14 protein-coding genes are annotated in these 18,723 nt (G+C 71.6%); all 14 read left to right on the top strand.

Annotation, left to right across the window (positions count from 1 at the left end):
- The first annotated feature begins 7 nt into the window (after positions 1-7).
- Positions 8-979 carry an AAA family ATPase gene (locus tag AS96_RS00260; protein WP_036284339.1) on the top strand — a complete coding sequence of 324 codons (972 nt, stop codon included), beginning with the start codon at positions 8-10 and terminating at the stop codon, positions 977-979.
- Entirely contained in the window at positions 979-2,373 is a 1,395-nt protein-coding gene (locus AS96_RS00265; protein ID WP_036284340.1) for a DUF58 domain-containing protein, read from the top strand. The genes AS96_RS00260 and AS96_RS00265 overlap by 1 nt, the downstream gene beginning before the upstream one ends.
- Positions 2,370-4,796 (top strand): transglutaminase family protein, encoded by a 2,427-nt coding sequence (locus AS96_RS00270; RefSeq protein ID WP_036284342.1) that lies wholly within the window; start codon positions 2,370-2,372, stop codon positions 4,794-4,796. Before AS96_RS00265 ends, AS96_RS00270 begins: the two co-directional genes overlap by 4 nt.
- Entirely contained in the window at positions 4,789-5,967 is a 1,179-nt protein-coding gene (locus AS96_RS00275) for an RDD family protein (protein WP_036284344.1), read from the top strand. The genes AS96_RS00270 and AS96_RS00275 overlap by 8 nt, the downstream gene beginning before the upstream one ends.
- The gene (locus AS96_RS00280; RefSeq protein WP_036284346.1) at positions 5,964-6,806 is read left to right on the top strand and encodes a PP2C family protein-serine/threonine phosphatase; all 843 of its coding nucleotides are present in this window, start codon (positions 5,964-5,966) and stop codon (positions 6,804-6,806) included. The genes AS96_RS00275 and AS96_RS00280 overlap by 4 nt, the downstream gene beginning before the upstream one ends.
- Entirely contained in the window at positions 6,806-8,197 is a 1,392-nt protein-coding gene (locus AS96_RS00285; protein ID WP_036284348.1) for an FHA domain-containing protein, read from the top strand. Before AS96_RS00280 ends, AS96_RS00285 begins: the two co-directional genes overlap by 1 nt.
- Complete coding sequence (locus AS96_RS00290; protein WP_036284350.1) at positions 8,194-9,858, top strand: serine/threonine-protein kinase; 1,665 nt, start codon at positions 8,194-8,196, stop codon at positions 9,856-9,858. The genes AS96_RS00285 and AS96_RS00290 overlap by 4 nt, the downstream gene beginning before the upstream one ends.
- Entirely contained in the window at positions 9,855-10,652 is a 798-nt protein-coding gene (locus AS96_RS00295; RefSeq protein ID WP_036284352.1) for a hypothetical protein, read from the top strand. Before AS96_RS00290 ends, AS96_RS00295 begins: the two co-directional genes overlap by 4 nt.
- A complete protein-coding gene (locus AS96_RS00300; protein ID WP_036284354.1) occupies positions 10,649-15,157 on the top strand; it encodes an FtsK/SpoIIIE domain-containing protein in 4,509 nt (1,502 codons plus the stop codon). Before AS96_RS00295 ends, AS96_RS00300 begins: the two co-directional genes overlap by 4 nt.
- Positions 15,158-15,284: 127 nt before the next feature.
- Positions 15,285-15,581, top strand: coding sequence for a WXG100 family type VII secretion target (locus AS96_RS00305; protein ID WP_005054492.1), 297 nt, complete (start codon positions 15,285-15,287; stop codon positions 15,579-15,581).
- A gap of 104 nt (positions 15,582-15,685) precedes the next feature.
- Positions 15,686-16,012: a hypothetical protein gene (locus tag AS96_RS00310; protein WP_051498702.1), complete on the top strand. Its 327-nt coding sequence runs from the start codon at positions 15,686-15,688 to the stop codon at positions 16,010-16,012.
- On the top strand, positions 16,012-17,616 hold the full coding sequence (locus AS96_RS00315) for a hypothetical protein (RefSeq protein WP_036284357.1): 1,605 nt from the start codon (positions 16,012-16,014) through the stop codon (positions 17,614-17,616). Before AS96_RS00310 ends, AS96_RS00315 begins: the two co-directional genes overlap by 1 nt.
- 101 nt (positions 17,617-17,717) lie before the next feature.
- Entirely contained in the window at positions 17,718-18,098 is a 381-nt protein-coding gene (locus AS96_RS00320) for a hypothetical protein (RefSeq protein WP_231477020.1), read from the top strand.
- Positions 18,095-18,721, top strand: a complete 627-nt coding sequence (locus AS96_RS00325; protein WP_036284362.1) for a hypothetical protein — start codon at positions 18,095-18,097, stop codon at positions 18,719-18,721. Before AS96_RS00320 ends, AS96_RS00325 begins: the two co-directional genes overlap by 4 nt.
- Positions 18,722-18,723: the final 2 nt, after the last annotated feature.

An 18,723-nucleotide genomic window follows, 5' to 3' on the forward strand; every position in this document is an offset into this window, starting at 1 on the left:
CGAACGAATGAGCATGACCCCCGAACAGGCCGCGTGGTTCCGCGACACCTTCACGCGTCTCGTCGACAACGTCGATCAGGCGCTCCTCGGCAAGCGCGAGGTCGTCGGCCTCGTGCTCTCGGCGATGCTGGCTGAAGGCCATGTGCTGCTCGAGGACGCTCCCGGAACGGGAAAGACCAGCCTCGCCAAGGCGATCGCCGCGTCGGTGCAGGGCACGAGCACGCGCATCCAGTTCACGCCCGACCTGCTGCCCTCCGACGTCACGGGGGTCACGATCTACGATCAGCAGAACCACCGGTTCGAGTTCCACCGCGGACCGGTCTTCTCCTCGATCGTGCTGGCCGACGAGATCAACCGTGCCTCGCCCAAGACGCAGTCGGCGCTGCTGGAGGTCATGGAGGAGTCGCGCGTCACGGTGGACGGCGTGGCCCACGAGGTGGGTCGACCGTTCCTCGTGATCGCGACGCAGAACCCCATCGAGCAGTCGGGAACGTACAAGCTGCCCGAAGCGCAGCTCGACCGCTTCATGCTGAAGACCTCGATCGGCTACCCGACGCTCGCCGTCACCGAGCGGATCCTCGCGGGGGCGGTCGACCGCAACCCGTCGGCATCCCTCGGCGCCATCATCACCACGAGCGCGGTCGCCGACATGGCCGACCTTGCCGCCACCGTGCACGTCGACCCCGTGGTCGCGCGGTATGCCGCGCAGCTCGTCGAGCACACGCGCGCGTCGGAGGCGACCCGCCTCGGCGTCTCGGTGCGCGGAGCGATCTCGATGATGCGCGTCGCCAAGGTCTACGCGGCCGCGCAGGGTCGCCACTTCGTGGTGCCCGACGACGTGAAGACCCTCGCCGTGCCGGTATGGGCGCACCGCCTCGTGCTCGACCCCGAGGCGGAGTTCTCCGGAACGACCGCCGAGAGCGTCGTCCAGCGGGCGGTCTCCGCCGTGGAGGCCCCCCTGGCGCGGGCCGCCAGCTGATGTCGCCGGCACCGGACACTCTCACCCCGTCGCGCCGCGCGCGCCGACGGGGCGACGTCTCCGGCGCGCCCGCGGATGCCACCACGCCCGCCGCCCAGACCCCGCCGACGCCGGATGCCGGGGGTGATCCTGACGGCGGCGACGCGCCTCTCGTCGCCCCGCGTGAGGCGACCGCGGCCGAGCGTCGCCGGGAGCGCATCGAGGCGGTGCGCCGCCGCGTCGTCCGCGTGCTGCGGGCGATCGGCGACGTGGTGCAGCCGCTCGGGTGGGTGCTGATCGCGACCGCCGTGCTCGTGTGGTGGCTGGCCTTCGCCTACGGCTGGCGCGAGTTCCTCGTCATCGCTGCCGTGATCACGGTGACGCTGATCATCAGCCTCGGCTTCCTCTTCGGCCGCACGACGTACGAGATCGGGCTCGACCTCACGCGCACCCGCGTCGTCGTGGGCGAGCGCGCCGTCGGCGGGCTCATGCTCGCCAACCGCACGCCGCGGACGCTCCTTCCCTCCGAGGTCATCCTGCCCGTCGGCGCCGGCCGCGGGGTCTTCCAGGTGCCGCGCCTCGCTCCCGACGAGGAGCACGAAGAGGTCTTCGCGATTCCGACGACGACACGCGGCGTGCTCTCGGTCGGACCCGTCAGCGTCCGCCGCGGCGACCCGCTGGGCCTGTTCGAGCGCGCGCACGACCGCCGCCAGGCCGTCGACCTGTACGTCCACCCGCAGACCACGGCGCTGGACGGCCTGTCACTCGGGCACCTCCGTGACCTGGAAGGTCTGCCGGTGCAGCACCTCGCGCGCGACGACGTGTCCTTCCACGCGCTGCGGGAGTACCAGCCCGGCGACGACCTGCGCCACGTGCACTGGAAGTCGACGGCCCGGGTCGGTGAGGTGATGGTGCGCCAGTACGAGGAGACGCGCCGCTCGCACTTCGTGGTGGGCCTGTCCACGCTTCCCGACGAGTATCGCGAGGCGGCGGAGTTCGAGCTCGCCATCTCGGTCGCCGGCTCCATCGGTCTGCGCGCCCTGCGGGACTCGCGCGTTCTCGACGCCCGCACCCAGCAGGGGCCGCTGCGCTCGCTCAGCTCCCGTCGCTTCCTCGACGAGCTCTCGATGCTCGGGCACTCGCGCGCCCGGCTCGGCGGCATCGTCGCCCTCGCCGGCGGCATCGCCGCCCACGCACCGGATGCCGCGGTCGTCGTGCTCGTCACCGGATCGCGCACCGACGCGGCCGAGCTCCGCCTCGCGTGCTCGCGATTGCCGCTCGGCGTGCGCGCGCTCGCGGTCGTCGCCGACACCCGGATGGATGCGCCGGCGCTTCAGCGCATCGGCGAGGCCGATGTCGTCACCGTCGGCGCGCTCGACCAGCTGCCCCGCGCCGTGCGGAAGGTGCTCTCGTGAGCGCGCGTCTGCGGCTGCCGCGTCGGCTCCCGCGCTCCACCGCGCGTGCGGAGACGACGCGCGAGCCGCGCGTTCTCGTTCTCGATCTGACCGCCGCCGCGCTGCTGCTCGCCGTGTCGATCATCGGGTTCGCCCCCACCTTCGACTCGCCGCAGTACCTCGTCGCCGCCATCGGCGGTCTCGCTCTCGGGCTGGCGCTCGCGTGGGCGGGGACGCGGTGGCGCCTCGGCGTGCTGAGCCTGGCCGGCGCGACGATCGGCGCCTACGTCGTGTTCGGCGGAGCGCTCGCGCTGCCGCACACGACGCTGCTCGGCGTCATCCCGACGCTCGAGACCTTGCAGCAGCTCGCCCTCGGAACGATCACGTCATGGAAGCAGCTGCTGACCACGGTGCCGCCGGTCGCGGCATCCGATGGTCATCTCGTGGTCCCCTTCATCCTCACCCTCGTCGGCGGAGTCCTCACCGGGTCGCTCGCACTCCGGGCGCGCCACGGCGCCTGGGCTCTGCTGCCCGCGCTCGCGGTGCTGATCGCGACGATCCTGCTGGGTGTCGCGCAGCCTGCGGCCCCGCTCGTCCAGGGCATCGTCTTCGCCGTCGCCGGCACCGTCTGGCTCGCGCTGCGCCGCGCGTGGGACCATGATCGTGCCGCCGTGCGCATCGAGTCGGCAGGAGTCTCGGATGCCGCGGCGGTGCACAGTTCGCGCACGCGCCGACTCGTCGCGGGGGGCATCGTGCTGGCGGTCGCCTCGGCGGCGGGAATCGCCACCGCCGCCGTCGCCACGCCGCCGCGGTACATCCTTCGCGACTTCATCGTTCCGCCGTTCGACATCACCGACTACCCGAGCCCGCTGCAGTCGTTCCGCGGCTACGTGCGCGACGACGCCGACAAGACCCTGTTCACCGTGACGGGACTGCCCAAGGACGGCCGCGTGCGCCTGGCGACGATGGACACCTACGACGGCATCGTCTACAACGTGTCCGACGACGGAGCGGGCTCTTCCAGCGCGTTCACGCCGATCCGCTCGAACATGTCGCCCGGTGCGACCGGCACGGCGGCGACGCTGCGCATCGAGATCGGCGACCTGAGCGGAGTGTGGGTGCCCGATGTGGGCGCCGTCCGCGACTTCACGTTCGACGGCCCGAGGGCATCGGAGCTCGCCCGCACGACGCACTTCAACGACGCCACCGGCACCGCCGTCGCCCCCGCGGGGCTTGCGACGGGCGATGCGTACACGATCGACACCCTCATCCCCGATCTGCCGAGCGACACGGCGCTGGCCGACGTGCCGTTCGCGGCGCTGAAGATGCCGAAGCAGACGGGCATTCCGGAGAAGATCGCCGACATCGCCTCCAAGGCGACAGCCAGCGCGGACACCCCGATCGAGCGGGCGCGAGCCCTGGAGAGCTACCTGCACACGCAGGGCTTCTTCAGCCACGGTCTGGGCGACGGCGTCGTCTCGCTGTCGGGCCACGGCGCCAACCGCATCACGTCGCTCTTCGGCGGTGACCAGATGGTCGGCGACGACGAGCAGTACGCCGTCGCGATGGCCCTCATGGCGACGCAGCTGGGCATGCCGGCGCGCGTCGTGATGGGGTGGCACGCCGACGAGAAGCACCCGCAGGACGGGCCGACGCTCACCGCCACCGGCGGCAACCTGCACGCGTGGGTGGAGATCGCCTTCCAGGGCTATGGCTGGGTTCCGTTCGATCCCACCCCCGACGAGGACAACAAGCCCAACGACCAGTCGACCAAGCCGAAGGCCAACCCGAAGCCGCAGGTGCTCCAGCCGCCGCCGCCCGCCCAGCAGCCCGCCGACCTGCCGCCGGCGATCGCGGAGAACCGCGACCAGGACGAGGAGCAGGCCGCAGACCTCAGCTGGCTCGGACCCGTGCTGCTGTACGGCGGCCTCACCCTCGGCATCCTGCTGCTGCTGGCGGCGCCGTTCATCGTGATGGGCGTGATCAAGGGCGTGCGCCGTGCGCGCCGACGCAACGCCGAGCGCACCGCGGACCGCATCTCGGGAGGCTGGGACGAACTGGTCGATTCGGCCGTCGACCTACGGGCTCCGGTGGCGATCGGGGCGACCCGTGCCGAGAGCGCGCTCGTCGTCGGCTCGACTTTCGACGACCCGCGCGTTACGCAGCTCGCCACCCGCGCCGACGTGGATGTCTTCGGTCCGGGCGACCCGGCACCGGAGGATGTCGACGCGTTCTGGCGCGAGGTCGATGAGATCGTCGGCCAGATGCGCGGATCGACGACCGTCTGGCAGCGCCTTCGCGCACGGTTGAGTGTGCGGTCGCTGCGCCGCAGCGGCTGGTCGTGGCACGCCGTCGGCCAGGCGATCGCCGGCACCGGTCGCGCCGTCGTCGCTCGTGTGCGCCGCGGCATCCGCCCTCGTGGAACGGAGTCCTCCGATGACTGATCTGGATCTCGTGCGGCGCCCGGCACAGGTGGGCCGGCGGGTGGGTGCCTACCTGATCGACGCGGCGATCGGAATGGTCGTCCTGCTGATCGCGGTGGGCGTGTTCGCCGGTATCTCCTTCGGCACCGGAGGGGCACTGCCCCTGCCGCTGGCCGTGGCCCTGGCGTACGTGATCGGTCTCGGTTGGTTCGTCGTCTACACCCTGATGCAGGCCGGCGCCGGCTCGCTCGGTATGCGCGCGCTCGGGCTGCGACTCGTGCGGGAGGGCGGGGCGGTCGATGCGTCGGCCCCGGCATCGCGCCTCGGCTTCGGCCGCGCGCTCGGCCGCAACCTCGTCTGGGCGTTGGGCGGCGCGATCGTCGTCGGGTACTTCTCCCCGCTCTTCGACTCGTCGCCGTGGCACCGGGGATGGCACGACCGCGCCGTGGGGGCCGTCATGACCGATGTCGCCGGCCGCTCGCCCGTGCCGTCGCCCGCAGCCGATTCCGGCGCGGATGCCGCGCCCACCTCGCCCGCGTCGGCTCTGGCGCCGACGGTGCTGCCGGCCGCCCCGATCCTGCCGGTGGGGCAGGCGCCCGAACTCGGCGGCTGGTCGCCCGCCGAGCCTCCCGCGCCGGTGCGGAGCACTCCGCTCGCGAGCGGCGTCATCTCCTTCGTCCCCGGGGTGAGCGACGCCGACCGACTCGATCAGCCCGCGCCCGCGCCCGCACCCGGCCTGCCGACGGTGGAGGTGTCCGACGCGCCGCCGCCGGTCTCCGGCGCGCCGGCCGCCGATCGCGGGCCCGTATCCGGTGCCGGCGTGGTCATCGAGAGCATCGATGAGACACGGATCTCCACCGGCGAACGTCCCTTCGCGCGCCTCGTGTGGGACGACGGAACGCGGCAGGCGCTCTACGGCCGCACGCTCTTCGGCCGTAATCCCGCCCCCGAGACGGGCGCGATGGTCTCACCCGTGCGCGATGAGACCCTGTCGCTGTCGAAGACGCATTTCGAACTGATCCCCGACGATGATCGCGCCGTGTGGGTGGTCGACCGGCACTCCACCAACGGTGTCGCGGTGCGCCGCGGCGACGACCTGCTCCCGCTGGAGCCGGGGGAGCGCACTCGGGTCCAGGCGGGTGACGTGCTCGTGTTCGGCGACCGGCAGGTGAGCGTCGAGGTGACCTCGTGATCGACGCCACGCCGGCGGAGCCCCCGATCGTCGTCCGCGTCGGCGCGGCGTCGCACACGGGTCTTCGCCGCCGCGTCAACGAAGACGCGTACCTCGCTCAGGCTCCCCTCTTCCTCGTCGCCGACGGGATGGGCGGGCATGACGCGGGAGACCGCGCCAGCGCTGCCGTCGTGGCCGAGTTCGCCCACCTGGTCGGTGGTCCGAGCCTCGCCATCGACCAGGTGCGCGCGGCGCTTCGTCGTGCGCGCTCGCGCGTCGAGGCGATCGCCAGCGACGGACGTGCGGCGGGCACGACACTGTCGGGCGTCGTCGTCGCCGACGTCGGCGGGGTCGGATACTGGCTGACCGTCAACGTCGGCGATTCCCGCACGTACCGCTTCGCGCAGGGCGTGCTCGAGCAGATCAGCGTCGACCACTCGGTCGTGCAGGAGCTCCTCGACGCCGGCGTGCTGTCGGGAGCCGATGCCGCCACCGACAGTCGCCGCAACGAGATCACGCGGGCGATCGGGGCGGGAAGCGAAGGCCAGGCCGACTACTGGATGGTGCCGGCCGAGCCGGGCGATCGCATCCTGGTCTGCTCCGACGGGCTGTCCGGCGAGGTGCCGGCCGATCGGCTGCGTGACATCCTCGCCGAGGAGAGCGATCCCGAAGCCGCGGCGACGCGACTGATCCATGAGGCGCTGCTGCACGGCGGACGCGACAACGTCACCGCGGTGGTCGTGGATGCCGTCCACGTCGCCGGCTACGACGACGTGTACGACACGGCCCCCGCGGGGGCGCGCCAGGCGGAGGCGGACGGCGACACCCGACCGCGCGCGGGCACGAGAGGTGATGTGTGATGACGGATGCGATGACGAAGACGCGGATCGACTATCGGCCGGCGGCGACGGACGACGCGTGGTGGCTCGCGGTCGACGGCGATGCCGTCGTGCTGCTGTCTCCGGCGGTGTCGGCGGCCACGGCCACCGGCGTGTGGCGCGGGCTGGGCACGGGGGGCATCGGCGCCGTCCTCGAGGCGCTCACGAGCGCGTTCGGCACGTCGCTCACGGCGATCCCGCCGTTCGCCCTCGCGATCGCCGAGGCCGGCGGCGTGCGCGTGGCCGTGCGCGGTGACGTCGAGGTCGTCGTCGAGGGCCAGCACCCCGAGGCGGTGTCGGGCGCGGGCGTGGCGACGTGGACCGAGCGTTTCGTGCCGGGGGCCGTGTGCGTGAGCGTCGCCCCTCACGCGGGCGCGCCGGCGCCGGCCGCGGACCTGCCGCTGCGGTCCGGAGTGGTGCGCACCGATCTCGTCGAGATCGACCTCGCCGTCGTGTCCGCGGCGTCCGCTTCTCCTGTTCCTCCTGCAGCTTCCGCTCCGGCCGTGGCCGTCGCCGTGGCCCCGGCCACCGGGCCGTCGGTTGCCGAGGATGCGTCGGATGCCGAGGAGCAATCGGGCATCGCCACCTCCTCGGCATCCGCCATCTCCTCGGCATCCGTCATAGATTCGGTGCCGCCAGGGCTGTTCGGCGGCGCCCCCGTACCGCAGCCCGCGCCGGACGCCGAACCGCAGCCGGCGGCGCCGGCTGCCGACACCTCGGCCGACACGCTGATCCCCGAGGCGACCGCCGCCGAGGAGGTCGCCGCCCCCGTCGACGAGTACGACCTGCTCTGGGGCGAGACCGTGGCCCGTCCGGTGTCCGCCGCTGCGATCGCCGCCGTCGACCCCGAGGCGGAGTCAGCGGCCGAAGCGTCCCCCGCGGCGCCCGCCGCGAACAACGCGACCTCCGCCGGCGACGGCGATGATCTCGGCGACCACGACGGGGCGACGATCGCCGTCGCCGAGATGCGAGCCCTTCGTGCCGAGCGACCCGCGTTCGATTCGACCGACAACGTGCCCGCGCGTCGGCCGGCGCGCGGACGCATCCGGCTGTCGACCGGACGTGTCGTCGAGCTCGAGCGTCCGGTGATCATCGGTCGTCGCCCGAAATCGACGCGCACCACCGGAGCCGACCTGCCGACCCTGGTCGCGGTGGACAGCCCCGATCAGGACATCTCCCGCAGCCACGTCGAGATCCGCGCCGAGGGCGAGCACGTGCTCGTCACCGACCTCGACACGACCAACGGCACCGTGCTGCTGCGCGGCGGCAGCGAACCGGTGCGGTTGCACCCGAACGAGCCGACGATGGTCGTCACCGGTGACGTCCTCGATCTCGGCGATGACGTGACCGTGACCTTCGAGGACCTCCCGTGAGCGCCGCCAAGCGTCCGCCGGCACCGCCGCCCGCCCTGCCCGGATTCACCTACGTCGACGTGCTCGGCTCGGGTGGGTTCGCGGACGTCTATCTCTATGAGCAGCAGCTTCCCCGCCGCCGCGTCGCGGTGAAGGTCATGCTGCCCGACCGCTTGGCCTCGGGCTCGGCCGAGCAGTTCACCGCCGAGGCGAACGTCATGGCCCTGCTGTCGACGCACCCGGCGATCGTGACGATCTACCAGGCCGGCGTGTCCGACGACGGCCGGCCCTACCTGGTCATGGAGTACTGCTCGCGGCCCAACCTGCAGGTGCGCTCCCGTACGGCGGCGTTCTCCGTCGCCGAGGCGCTGCGGGTGGGTGTGCAGGTCGCGGCCGCCGTCGAGACCGCGCATCGCGCCGGCATCCTGCATCGCGACATCAAGCCGGCCAACATCCTCGTCACCGAGTACAACCGGCCCGCGCTCACCGACTTCGGCATCGCGACGACGGCGGAGTCGGAGGAGTCGTCGGGAGGCATGTCGATTCCGTGGTCGCCGCCGGAGGCGTTCAGTGATGCACCGGCATCCGGCGTCGCCACCGACGTCTATGCGCTGGGCGCGACCGTCTACACGCTGCTGGCCGGGCGCTCGCCGTTCGAGCAGCCCGGCGGCCGTAACGGCGGCGCCGATCTCATCCAGCGCATCGAGTCGCAGCCGGTGCCGCCGCTGACGCGGGCCGACGCCCCTGCCTCGCTGCAACTGGTGCTCGAGCGCGCGATGGCCAAGCGTCCGGGCGATCGGTACGAATCCGCCCTCGCCTTCGCCCGTGCCCTGCAGCGCGTGCAGATCGAGCTCGCCCATTCGGTCACCCCGATCGACATCCTCGACGATGCCCCGCACGAGGATGCAGAGGACGACGCCGACGGTGAGCTCACCCGGGTCCGCGGCATCGTGAGCATCGAGCCGAACACGAACCCGGCCGCCGGCCCCACGCGCCGCCGTGACAGGGACAACCCGTGGGCGCCCGAGACGACGGGCACGCTGCCGGCGGCATCCACCGTCGCGGCGGCCCCGGCCGACACGGCCGAGCCGACGCTGCTGCGCGGACCCGTCTCGATCGCCCCGCAGGTCGACATCGACACCTCGTCGACCATCCGCCGCCCTGCCACGGGTGCACCGCTGCCCGCGCACACGCTCGATCCCACGGACGCACGCACGGCGACCGCCCCGGAGACCGCTGCCGGTGCGGACGAGACGGCGACCCCCCGGTCTCGCCGCGGTCTGTGGATCGGTCTGGGCATCGCCGCGGCCGTCGTCGTTGTGGGAGCCGTCGCCGTCGGCGCGAGCCTGTTGACGCCCGCCGTCGAGCCGCAGGCGTCTCCGACGCCGTCGACGACCGCGGTCGCGCAGGATCCGTTCGAAGACGTCGTGCCTGCCGTGACGCAGCTCGCCGGCCGGATCGAGGGCGGCAACGTCGTCTTCACCTGGACGAACCCCGACCCGAAGGACGGCGACGGCTACCTCTGGTACGCGTACACGCTGGCCGGCAACGGCGACGTCCGCAAGGTCACCGAGCCCACGGTGTCCGTTCCCGTGGATGCCGGTGGCACCACCTGCGTCGCGGTCACTCTTGTCCGCAAGAGCGGCGTGGCGGGCACCGAGATGCGGAAGTGCGTCCCATGACCGACATTCACGACACGGTTCCGCCCCTCGACGAGGCCGCAGCGGATGCTGCGAGCAGCGACATCACGGTGGAGTTCGCGGGCGAGTACATCACGGTGCCGTCGGGCACACGGTTCACGATCGGCCGGGAGGGCGATCTCGCGATCGACGACAACCGGTTCCTGCACCGCCACTTCCTCTCGATCGAGCAGTCCGCCGGGCTGTGGTGGCTGGTCAACATCGGTTCGCGCCTGTCGGCCACCGTCACCGACACGGAGGGGCGGGTGCAGGCCCAACTCGCCCCGGGCGCCCGCCTGCCGATCGTGTTCGGAGTGACCACGGTCGTCTTCAGCGCCGGTCCCACCACCTACGAGCTGTCCGTGCACACGGCGCAGCCGGCTTTCCGCGAGACGGCGGCCGAGAGCGTCCTCGACGGGGAGTCGACGATCGGCGCCGTTCCCCTGACACCGAGCCAGAAGCTGTTGATCCTCGCTCTGGCCGAGCCGGTGCTGCGGCGCGAGGGCACCGGGATGAGCGAGCTGCCCAGTTCGGCCGCTGCCGCGCAGCGCCTGGGCTGGAGCATCACCCGCTTCAATCGCAAGCTCGACAACGTCTGCGACAAGCTCGACCGTCAGGGCGTGCCGGGCCTGCGCGGCGGCGTGACCAGTTCGGCCACGAACCGCCGCGTGCGCCTGGTGGAGCACGCCGTCGCCTCGCGACTGGTGGTGCGAGAGGACCTCGCCATGCTGGACGACCCCGCCGCGTTCGATCGCGACGCCGCCGATGACGCACCGCGCAGGAAGGAACAGGGATGAAGCTGCGCACCACGCTGGTCCGCCCCGGAGGCGAGCCGGAAGATCTCGTCATCAACGCCGATGCCGATGCGACCGTCGGCGACCTCGCACGCACCATCGCCGAGCTCGATCCGCGCGGCGGCGGGGCGGCGGCGGGCGACGAGGTGACGCTCGAGGCGTTCGGCACGATCGCTCCGGGCCCGGGAGAGGTGCTGGATGCCGCGGCATCCGTGTCGCACGTCCAGCTGGGTGCGGGCTCGGCCGTGCGCATCGTGCCGACTGGCTATCAGCCGCCGCAGAAACTCGGCGACGTCGAGATCGCCTCGGGTGCCGGCGCCGGCACCACGATCCCGCTGCAGCGCGGGGTGGTCATCATCGGACGAGACCCCCAGTGCGACATCGTGCTCGACGATCCGCTGGTCTCCAAGCGGCACGCGCGGCTGGAGGTCGGGCAGGGCCGGGCCGAACTCGTCGACCTGAACTCCGCCAACGGCATCCTCGTCGACGGGGCGCCGGTCACCTACCTGACGGCCGCCGACGGCCAGATCGACGCCGTGCTGGGCGACACGCGCCTGCGCATCACGGCGGCTCCCGCCGACGCCACGGCGGCGCCCTCCACGTGGCGGCAGGTGCCGTTCGTGCGCTCGCCGCGGGTGGAGGCGCGCTACCTCGGCGAGGAGCTGCCCGGCACCGACCTGCCGGCACCGCCCGCGCCGCAGATGTTCCCGTGGCTCGCGATGATCGCTCCGGTGATCATGGGCGTCGTGCTCTTCTTCGTCATGAAGAATCCGATGGCGCTCGTGTTCGTCGCGGCGTCGCCCCTCCTCATGCTCGGCACCTGGCTGACGACGCGCCTGCAGGGCCGCGCGCAGCTGCAGCGCGACAAAGACCGCTTCGAGCAGCAGCTCACCCGCCTGTCCACCCGCCTCGAGCAGGAGCGCGAGACCGAGCGCCGCGTCCGCCGCGGCGAGGTGCCCGAGCTCGATCCCATCTGCGCCGACGCGCTCGCCGCCGGGCCTCTGGTGTGGACGCGCCGGCCCGAGCACTGGTCGTTCCTGCACGTCCGTCTCGGCGACGGCACCGCCCCGAGCCGCAACTCCGTCGCCGAGTCGACGAAGCGCGACGCGGCGATCCCGTCGTACGTCGACCGCCTCGACGAGGTCGTCGACGCGTTCCGCGAGGTCGACGACGTGCCGATCCTCGAGTCGCTGGCCGAGGCCGGCGCGATCGGCATCGCCGGCTCGACGGCGCGCGTCGGTGACACGGCGCGGGCGCTGCTGGCCCAGACGGCGGGGCTGCACGCGCCGTCCGACGTCCACATCGTCGCCTTCGTCGGCCCGGCCACCCGTGCGGCGCTTGCCGACCTCAAGTGGCTGCCGCACACGTGGGCCGCCGAGGACGCCCTCGGCACGGCCCCCATCGCCGACAACGCGGCGACCGCCTCGCGCCTGCTGGCCGAGCTGGAGGAGTTGGTCGACACCCGCACGAAGCAGCTGCGGCGTCTGCGGGCGCTCAAGGCGACGGATGCCGCGACCGCCGCCGGCGCCGAGGTCGGCGAGTCGCGGGGGCGCGAGGAAGAGATGCCGCTTCCGGCATACGTCGTGATCATCACGCCCGACGCGCCCGTCGACCGGGGTCGGCTCATCCAGCTGAGTGAGCGTGCCGCCGGCAGCGGTGTCATCCCGGTGTGGGCGACCTCGCGCGTGTCCGACCTGCCCGCCGCCTGCCGCACGTGGGTCGAGCTTCCCGCCGACGGGGAGGCGAGCGCCAACTTCGTGCGCCTCGGCACCGTCATCGCCCCCCTGCGTGTCGAGGCGTTGGATGCCGCGCGCTTCGGCGTCGTGGCCCGGGCCCTGGCCCGCATCACCGACATCGGCGATGTCGCGGAGGACGCCGGGGACGTGCCGCGCACCATCCCCCTGCTACAGCTGTTGGGGTCGGACATGGCGACCAGCGCCGACGCCGTCATCGACCGGTGGACGCAGAATGCGTCGATCCGTGCGACGCGCTCCGGCGCCGGCTACCAGCCCAAGCTTCGTGCCCTCGTCGGACAGGGCGCGCAGGGCGCTCTGCACCTCGATCTGCGCCAGCAGGGTCCGCACGCGCTCGTCGGCGGCACGACCGGCTCGGGCAAGAGCGAGTTCCTGCAGGCCTGGGTGCTCGGCATGGCCGCCGAGTACAGCCCCGAGCGCGTGACGTTCCTCTTCGTCGACTACAAGGGCGGCTCGGCCTTCGCCGACTGCGTCAGCCTCCCGCACTGCGTGGGCCTCGTGACCGACCTCAGCCCGCATCTCGTCCGTCGGGCGCTGACGAGCCTCCGCGCCGAACTGCACCACCGCGAGCACCTGTTCAACCGGAAGAAGGCGAAAGACCTCCTCGAGCTCGAGAAGGCCGCCGACCCCGACGCTCCCCCCGCACTCGTCCTCGTCATCGACGAGTTCGCCGCACTCGCCAAGGAGGTGCCCGAGTTCGTCGACGGCGTCGTCGACATCGCCCAGCGCGGGCGCTCGCTCGGCATCCACCTCATCATGGCGACGCAGCGCCCCGCCGGTGTCATCAAGGACAACCTGCGTGCCAACACCAACCTCCGCGTCGCGCTGCGCATGGCCGACGAGACCGACTCCGACGACGTCATCGGGTCGAAGGAGGCCGCCCTGTTCGATCCCGGCATCCCCGGTCGCGGCATCGCCAAGACCGGTCCCGGTCGCATGAACCTCTTCCAGTCGGCCTACTCGGGAGGCTGGAGCCTCCGGGCCGAAGCCGAACCCGCCGTCGAGGTGCGCCCGTTCCTGCTCGGCGACGCGCCGGCGTGGGAGAAGCCCGCCGTCGAGGCGCCTGCCGAGACCGAAGACCTCGGCCCCAACGATCAGCAGCTGCTCGTGGCGCGCTTCGGCGACGCCGCGCAGCTGGCCCGCATCGCGCCGCCCCGTCGGCCGTGGCTCGACGAGCTGGCCACCACTTTCGACCAGACCAAGCTGCACCAGCGCACCGACGCCCGGCTGGTGCTCGGCGTCGTGGACGTGCCCGAGCGGCAGGACCAGGTGCCGTTCTTCTTCGAACCCGACACCGAGGGCCACCTCGCGATCTTCGGCACCGGCGGCTCCGGAAAGTCGGTGACCCTGCGCACGCTCGCCGTGTCGGCCGGGATCACCCCGCGCGGCGGTCCCGTCCACGTCTACGGGCTGGACGCCGCGACCGGGGGCCTGCGCATGCTCGAGTCGCTGCCGCACGTGGGTGCCGTCATCTCCGGCGACGACACGGAACGCATCGATCGCCTGTTCGCCACGCTCCGCAGCGAGCTCGACCGTCGCGGTGACGCGTATGCCGCGGCAGGTGCCTCCACCCTGACCGAGTACCGCGCCCTCGCGGGTCGCCCCGACGAGCCGCGCATCTTGCTGCTCATCGACGGGTTCCCCGCGTTCCGCACCGCGTTCGAGGGTGTGTCCGGGCGCGCGGAGGCCTACCGCGCGTTCCAGCGGGTGCTCACCGACGGTCGCGGCCTCGGCATCCACGTGGCCCTCACCGCCGACCGCGGCCAGAGCGTGCCCACCTCTCTTCAGGCGATGATCCAACGCCGCATCGTGCTGCGGATGGCCGACGAAGACGGCTATGCACTCCTCGGGATGCCGCGTGACATCCTCGGCGTCGACGCAGCGCCCGGTCGGGCCATCGTCGACGACCACGAGGCGCAGATCGCCGTCATCGGGGGCACCTCCAGCACGAAGGACCAGTCGCTGGCGATCGATCGGATGGCCGAGGTGATGATCCGCCGCGGCACGGTCGCTGCGCCCGCGATCCGCGCGCTGCCCACCGAGTACACGGCCGATGAGCTGCCGCCCGCGACGCCGACGGGGGTGGCCATCGGGCTGTCCGATCTCGACCTCGGTCCGTTCGGCATCGACGCCCACGGCACGTTCATCGTCGCCGGCTCGCCCGGCGCGGGCCGTTCGACCGCCGCCGCCGCGATCGCGCGGCAGACGCTGCGCGCGCGGCCCGACACGCCCGCGTTCTACATCGGCGACCGTCGATCGCCCGTGCAGGACGTCGTCGCGTGGACCGCGACCGCCGAGTCTCCCTCGGCGGCCATGGCGGTGCTCGGCGCCGTCGATGAGGCGGCCGACCGCGCCCAGGCGGGCGGACCCGTGCCGCTGGTCGTGCTGGAGGGCATCGGAGAGTTCGCCACGTCGATCATCGAGATGAACCTCTCCACGCTCGTCAAACGCGCCGGTCGCGGTGAGGTGTTCTTCGTCGTGGTCGGGGAGATGAGCGAGTGGACGACGAATTTCGGGCTGCTCGGCGAGATCAAGGCGGCGCGGCGCGGCGTCGTGCTGCAGCCGGAGACGATCGACGGCGAGGTCGTTCTCAAGACGCCGTTCCCCCGGTTGGTGCGGGGCGAGCTCCCGGTGGGACGCGGAATCCTGGCTCATCGCGGCAAGACCGTGCGCATCCAGTTCCCGCTGGTGGTCGGGGACGTCCCGGTCGGCGTCGAGTCGGGTACCCTCGCCTCCTCGGGGGCGCAGACATGACCGCGGTGGGCCGGGCGCGCGGGCGCTCATGGGGAGTTCTCCCCATGGTCACCGGCCGCGACGCCGCCTATCTTCGAAACAACAAGACCTCCCGGCACACCGGCCGGGCCAGATGAAAGGGGCCCTCATGGCCAATCTGAATGTCACCTACGACCAGATGAACTCGGCCGCCTCGCGCCTGCGTGACGGACAGAACGAGCTCGAGGCGAACCTGCAGCGCCTGCGTCAGCTCGTCGCTCAGCTCGTCCAGGACGGCTTCACCACGAGCCGCGCCTCGGGCGCCTTCGACGCCTCCTACACCGAGTTCACGACCGGTGCGACCAAGACGGTCCAGGGCATCGAGGGCATGGCCTCGTTCCTCGAGAAGGCCGCTCAGGCCCTGCAGTCCACCGACGAGCAGCTCGCCAGCCAGCTCGGTCAGTGATCGGGAACCTGCGGGGCGCTCGCGCGCCCCGCAGGTTCACGAGGCCTTCCACCTCGCGCCGGTGCGCCGAGTGTGCAGGTGGAGGGCCTCGCGAACCTTGGGGGATGACGATGACAGATGTGCAGCTCGACTTCGACGCCCTGCGCGCCGCGCGCGTGCGCGTCGATGAGGCGCTCTCGACATTCGGGTCGGCCGGAACGGTCGGGGACGACCTTGCCGTCCTCACCGGCGAGGATCGTCTTGCCGGCAAGGTCCGAGACTTCGCCGACAACTGGGACTACAACCGGGGAAAGCTCACCGAGAAGCTGCAGTTCCTGCGCGACAGCATCGATGCGATCGTCGACAGCATGACCGAGGTTGACGACGAACTCGCGCGGCAGGCGCAAGAGGCCGCGCCCGAGACGCAGACCGACGGCGAGGGGGAGGGCTGATGAGCGCCATCTCGGTTGAGTTCGAGGATGTCCTTCTCGGTAACCCCGACCAGCTCGACCCCCGCGCGGCCGACCTCGTCACGGCGGCGGCAGCGATCGAGCAGGCGGCGCAGTCGCTCCGAGGACTCATCGACGGGCAGATCTCGCAGTCCACGGATGCCCTGGCCCGTACCGCGACGGAGGTCGCGCGATCGCTCAACAAGGCCCGCACGAGATACCGCAACACCGGGGAGGCCCTGCAGACCTACGCCGCGGATCTGCGCCCCATCCAGAAGGACGCCCGCGCGGCGATCGCCACGGCGGAATACTACGACCAGAGGTCGGCGACGTTACCGAACGACATCTCACGGCGCGAGGGCGACCTGCTGCGCGCCGAGGCCGTCGACGCGCCGCAACATCAGATCGACGAGATCGAGAACGATCTGCGGCGCCTGCGTCAGTCCGAGTCGAACGCCTACGCCCAGCTGCAGGATGCCCGGCAGCAGCTCTCCTCCGCTCGTGACCGCCTGCGCGCGATCGCCGACGCCGCGATCGCCAAGATCGAAACGGCCATCGAGGGCGACAGCGATTCGGCGTACGACAACTGGAACCAGTTCTGGGAGGGCGCTGCCAAGTGGATCGGCGACTGGGCCGCCAACGTGCTGAAGGGCGTGCTCGAGTTCCTCGGCCAGCTGTTGGCGGTTCTGGTGGCGATCGTCGTGATCCTCGTCGCGATCGTCATCGTGGTCGCCCTGCTCGCAGCGATCGCTGCCGTGATCGGCTGGATCGCCCTCGCGGTGCTCGCGGTACTGATCGTCGGCTCCCTCCTGCTTCTGTTCACCCTGCGCGACGGCAGCTCTTCGCGCCAGCCTCGACACGTGGACGATGCGTCCAAGACCTTCGACCGGTCGCCGGCCGCCCCCGACGCCCACGGTGAAGCCCCGGCCGACTACGGAGACCTGTTCGAGGATGTCGGGAGGCAGGACGTTCGCGGTGGGCAGGACTCGACGCACATCCGGGTGGTCGCGATCATGCAGGACGGAAAGGTCGTGGCCTGGCGGGTGCAGCTGCCGAGCACCCAGAACTGGAGCCCCTTCAACGAGCACGGAGGACTCAATGACCTCTCCACCGATGCGATGCTCGCCCTGAATCCCTCCGTGCATACGCAGTACGAACGCGCGGTGTACGACGCGATGCGCCGGGCGGGTGTGTTCGACAGCGATGCACCCATCATGCTCACGGGGTGGAGCCTCGGTGGGATGATGGCCGGCGACATCGCCACCGATCCGGCCCTCGACGGGCGCGTGCAGTCCGTGGTGACGGCCGGGTCGGCCATCGACAAGTATGCCGACGCGATCGATCCGTCGGTGCGCGTCACACAGGTCAACAACGTCTGGGATCCGGTGCACCACCTGGAGCTCGTCGGGTACGGTCGTGACGACGTTCCCGGGCCGAACTGGCAGACCTTCCATCCCGTCGACCCGCGGATACACGACTCGACGATGTACGGTGAGCTCGCGGACGACGTGGTCCCCGACGTGCGCCCCGGAGACGAGATCTTCTTCGCCGGCAACGCGGTCGGAACCACGGAGCACGTGCACGAAGAGGTCTACGTGCGCGGGTGAACGCAGCGGCAGAGAGGTGACGAGAGATGTCCAGGAATCGACTCTGGCACGCGATGGCTGCCACCGCAGTCCTCGCGCTGATTCTGACGGGATGTTCGGGAATGAATGAAAAGGATGTGTCCGACCGGCTCGGCCGCGAGGCTGGTCTCAACGGTGCGCTCGTGGAAGTGCAGCACCCCGGTCTGCCCACCAACGAGAAGATCGTGGTGTGGATGTTCGTCGACGACACGAGCGCTCCGGCCGTTGCCGACGACGTCACCCGCGTCGCGCGCGTGGCAGCCAACGACCCGGACTTGGCAGGAAAGGACCTCACCCTCGCCGCTGTCGAGGGCTCGCCGGCCGACCATACCGACCGCGTCGTGCTGGGATCGTCGGGAGTTCCCGTCATGGCGGCGGTCGCGGAGACCGTGGGTGGTCGAGGGGCCGAGGAGTTCCTCGAGCTCAGCGCCGCTGATGTTCGCCGGCTCGCCGGTCGGCAATGAGTGAAAGCGTCGGCCCACAGCTGCGTTTCCGCCTGCCGGGGGAGTGGATCTCGGTGGACCCGCGAGACGAAGACGCGGCTCGCGATCACAATGCGTCGCTCGCCCGGGAGATCGTCGGGCCCGCGGACGATGCGCCGCTGCTCCGTCGCCGTATCCAGTCCGGATTGGACGATGCGGCTGCCGCAGCGCGCGAGGCCTCGGCACGCCTGTTGCTGATCTGCCGCGAGATCGCGCCGGGCGTGCCAACTCCTGTCGCCATCACGGTCCACACCCCGATCACGATCACGCCTGCCGTGGGAACGGCTCCCGAGTCGGTGATGCGCGCTTTCGAGCTGAGCCTGCCCCACACCCGCGAGCCCGATCTGGAGACGGCGACACGAATGGATGCCGCCGGCTCGGCGGTGCTGCGTCTGCACGCCGTGAGCACGCAGGTGATCGAGGAGGACGGGCAGTCGGCCGTGCAGCGACGTCTGGTCGCGCGCTACTGGTACACCGTTCCGAACAGCAAACAAGTCGCGCTGGTGAACATGTCGACGCCGCTCGGTGACATCCCGCACGCGATGCTGCGCTTCTTCGACGCGATCGTCGCCGCATCGTCGTGGGGCGCGGCTGACGCGGCCTGACG

Source organism: Microbacterium sp. MRS-1 (genome assembly GCF_000585455.1).
GTDB classification, from domain to species: Bacteria; Actinomycetota; Actinomycetes; order Actinomycetales; family Microbacteriaceae; genus Microbacterium; species Microbacterium laevaniformans.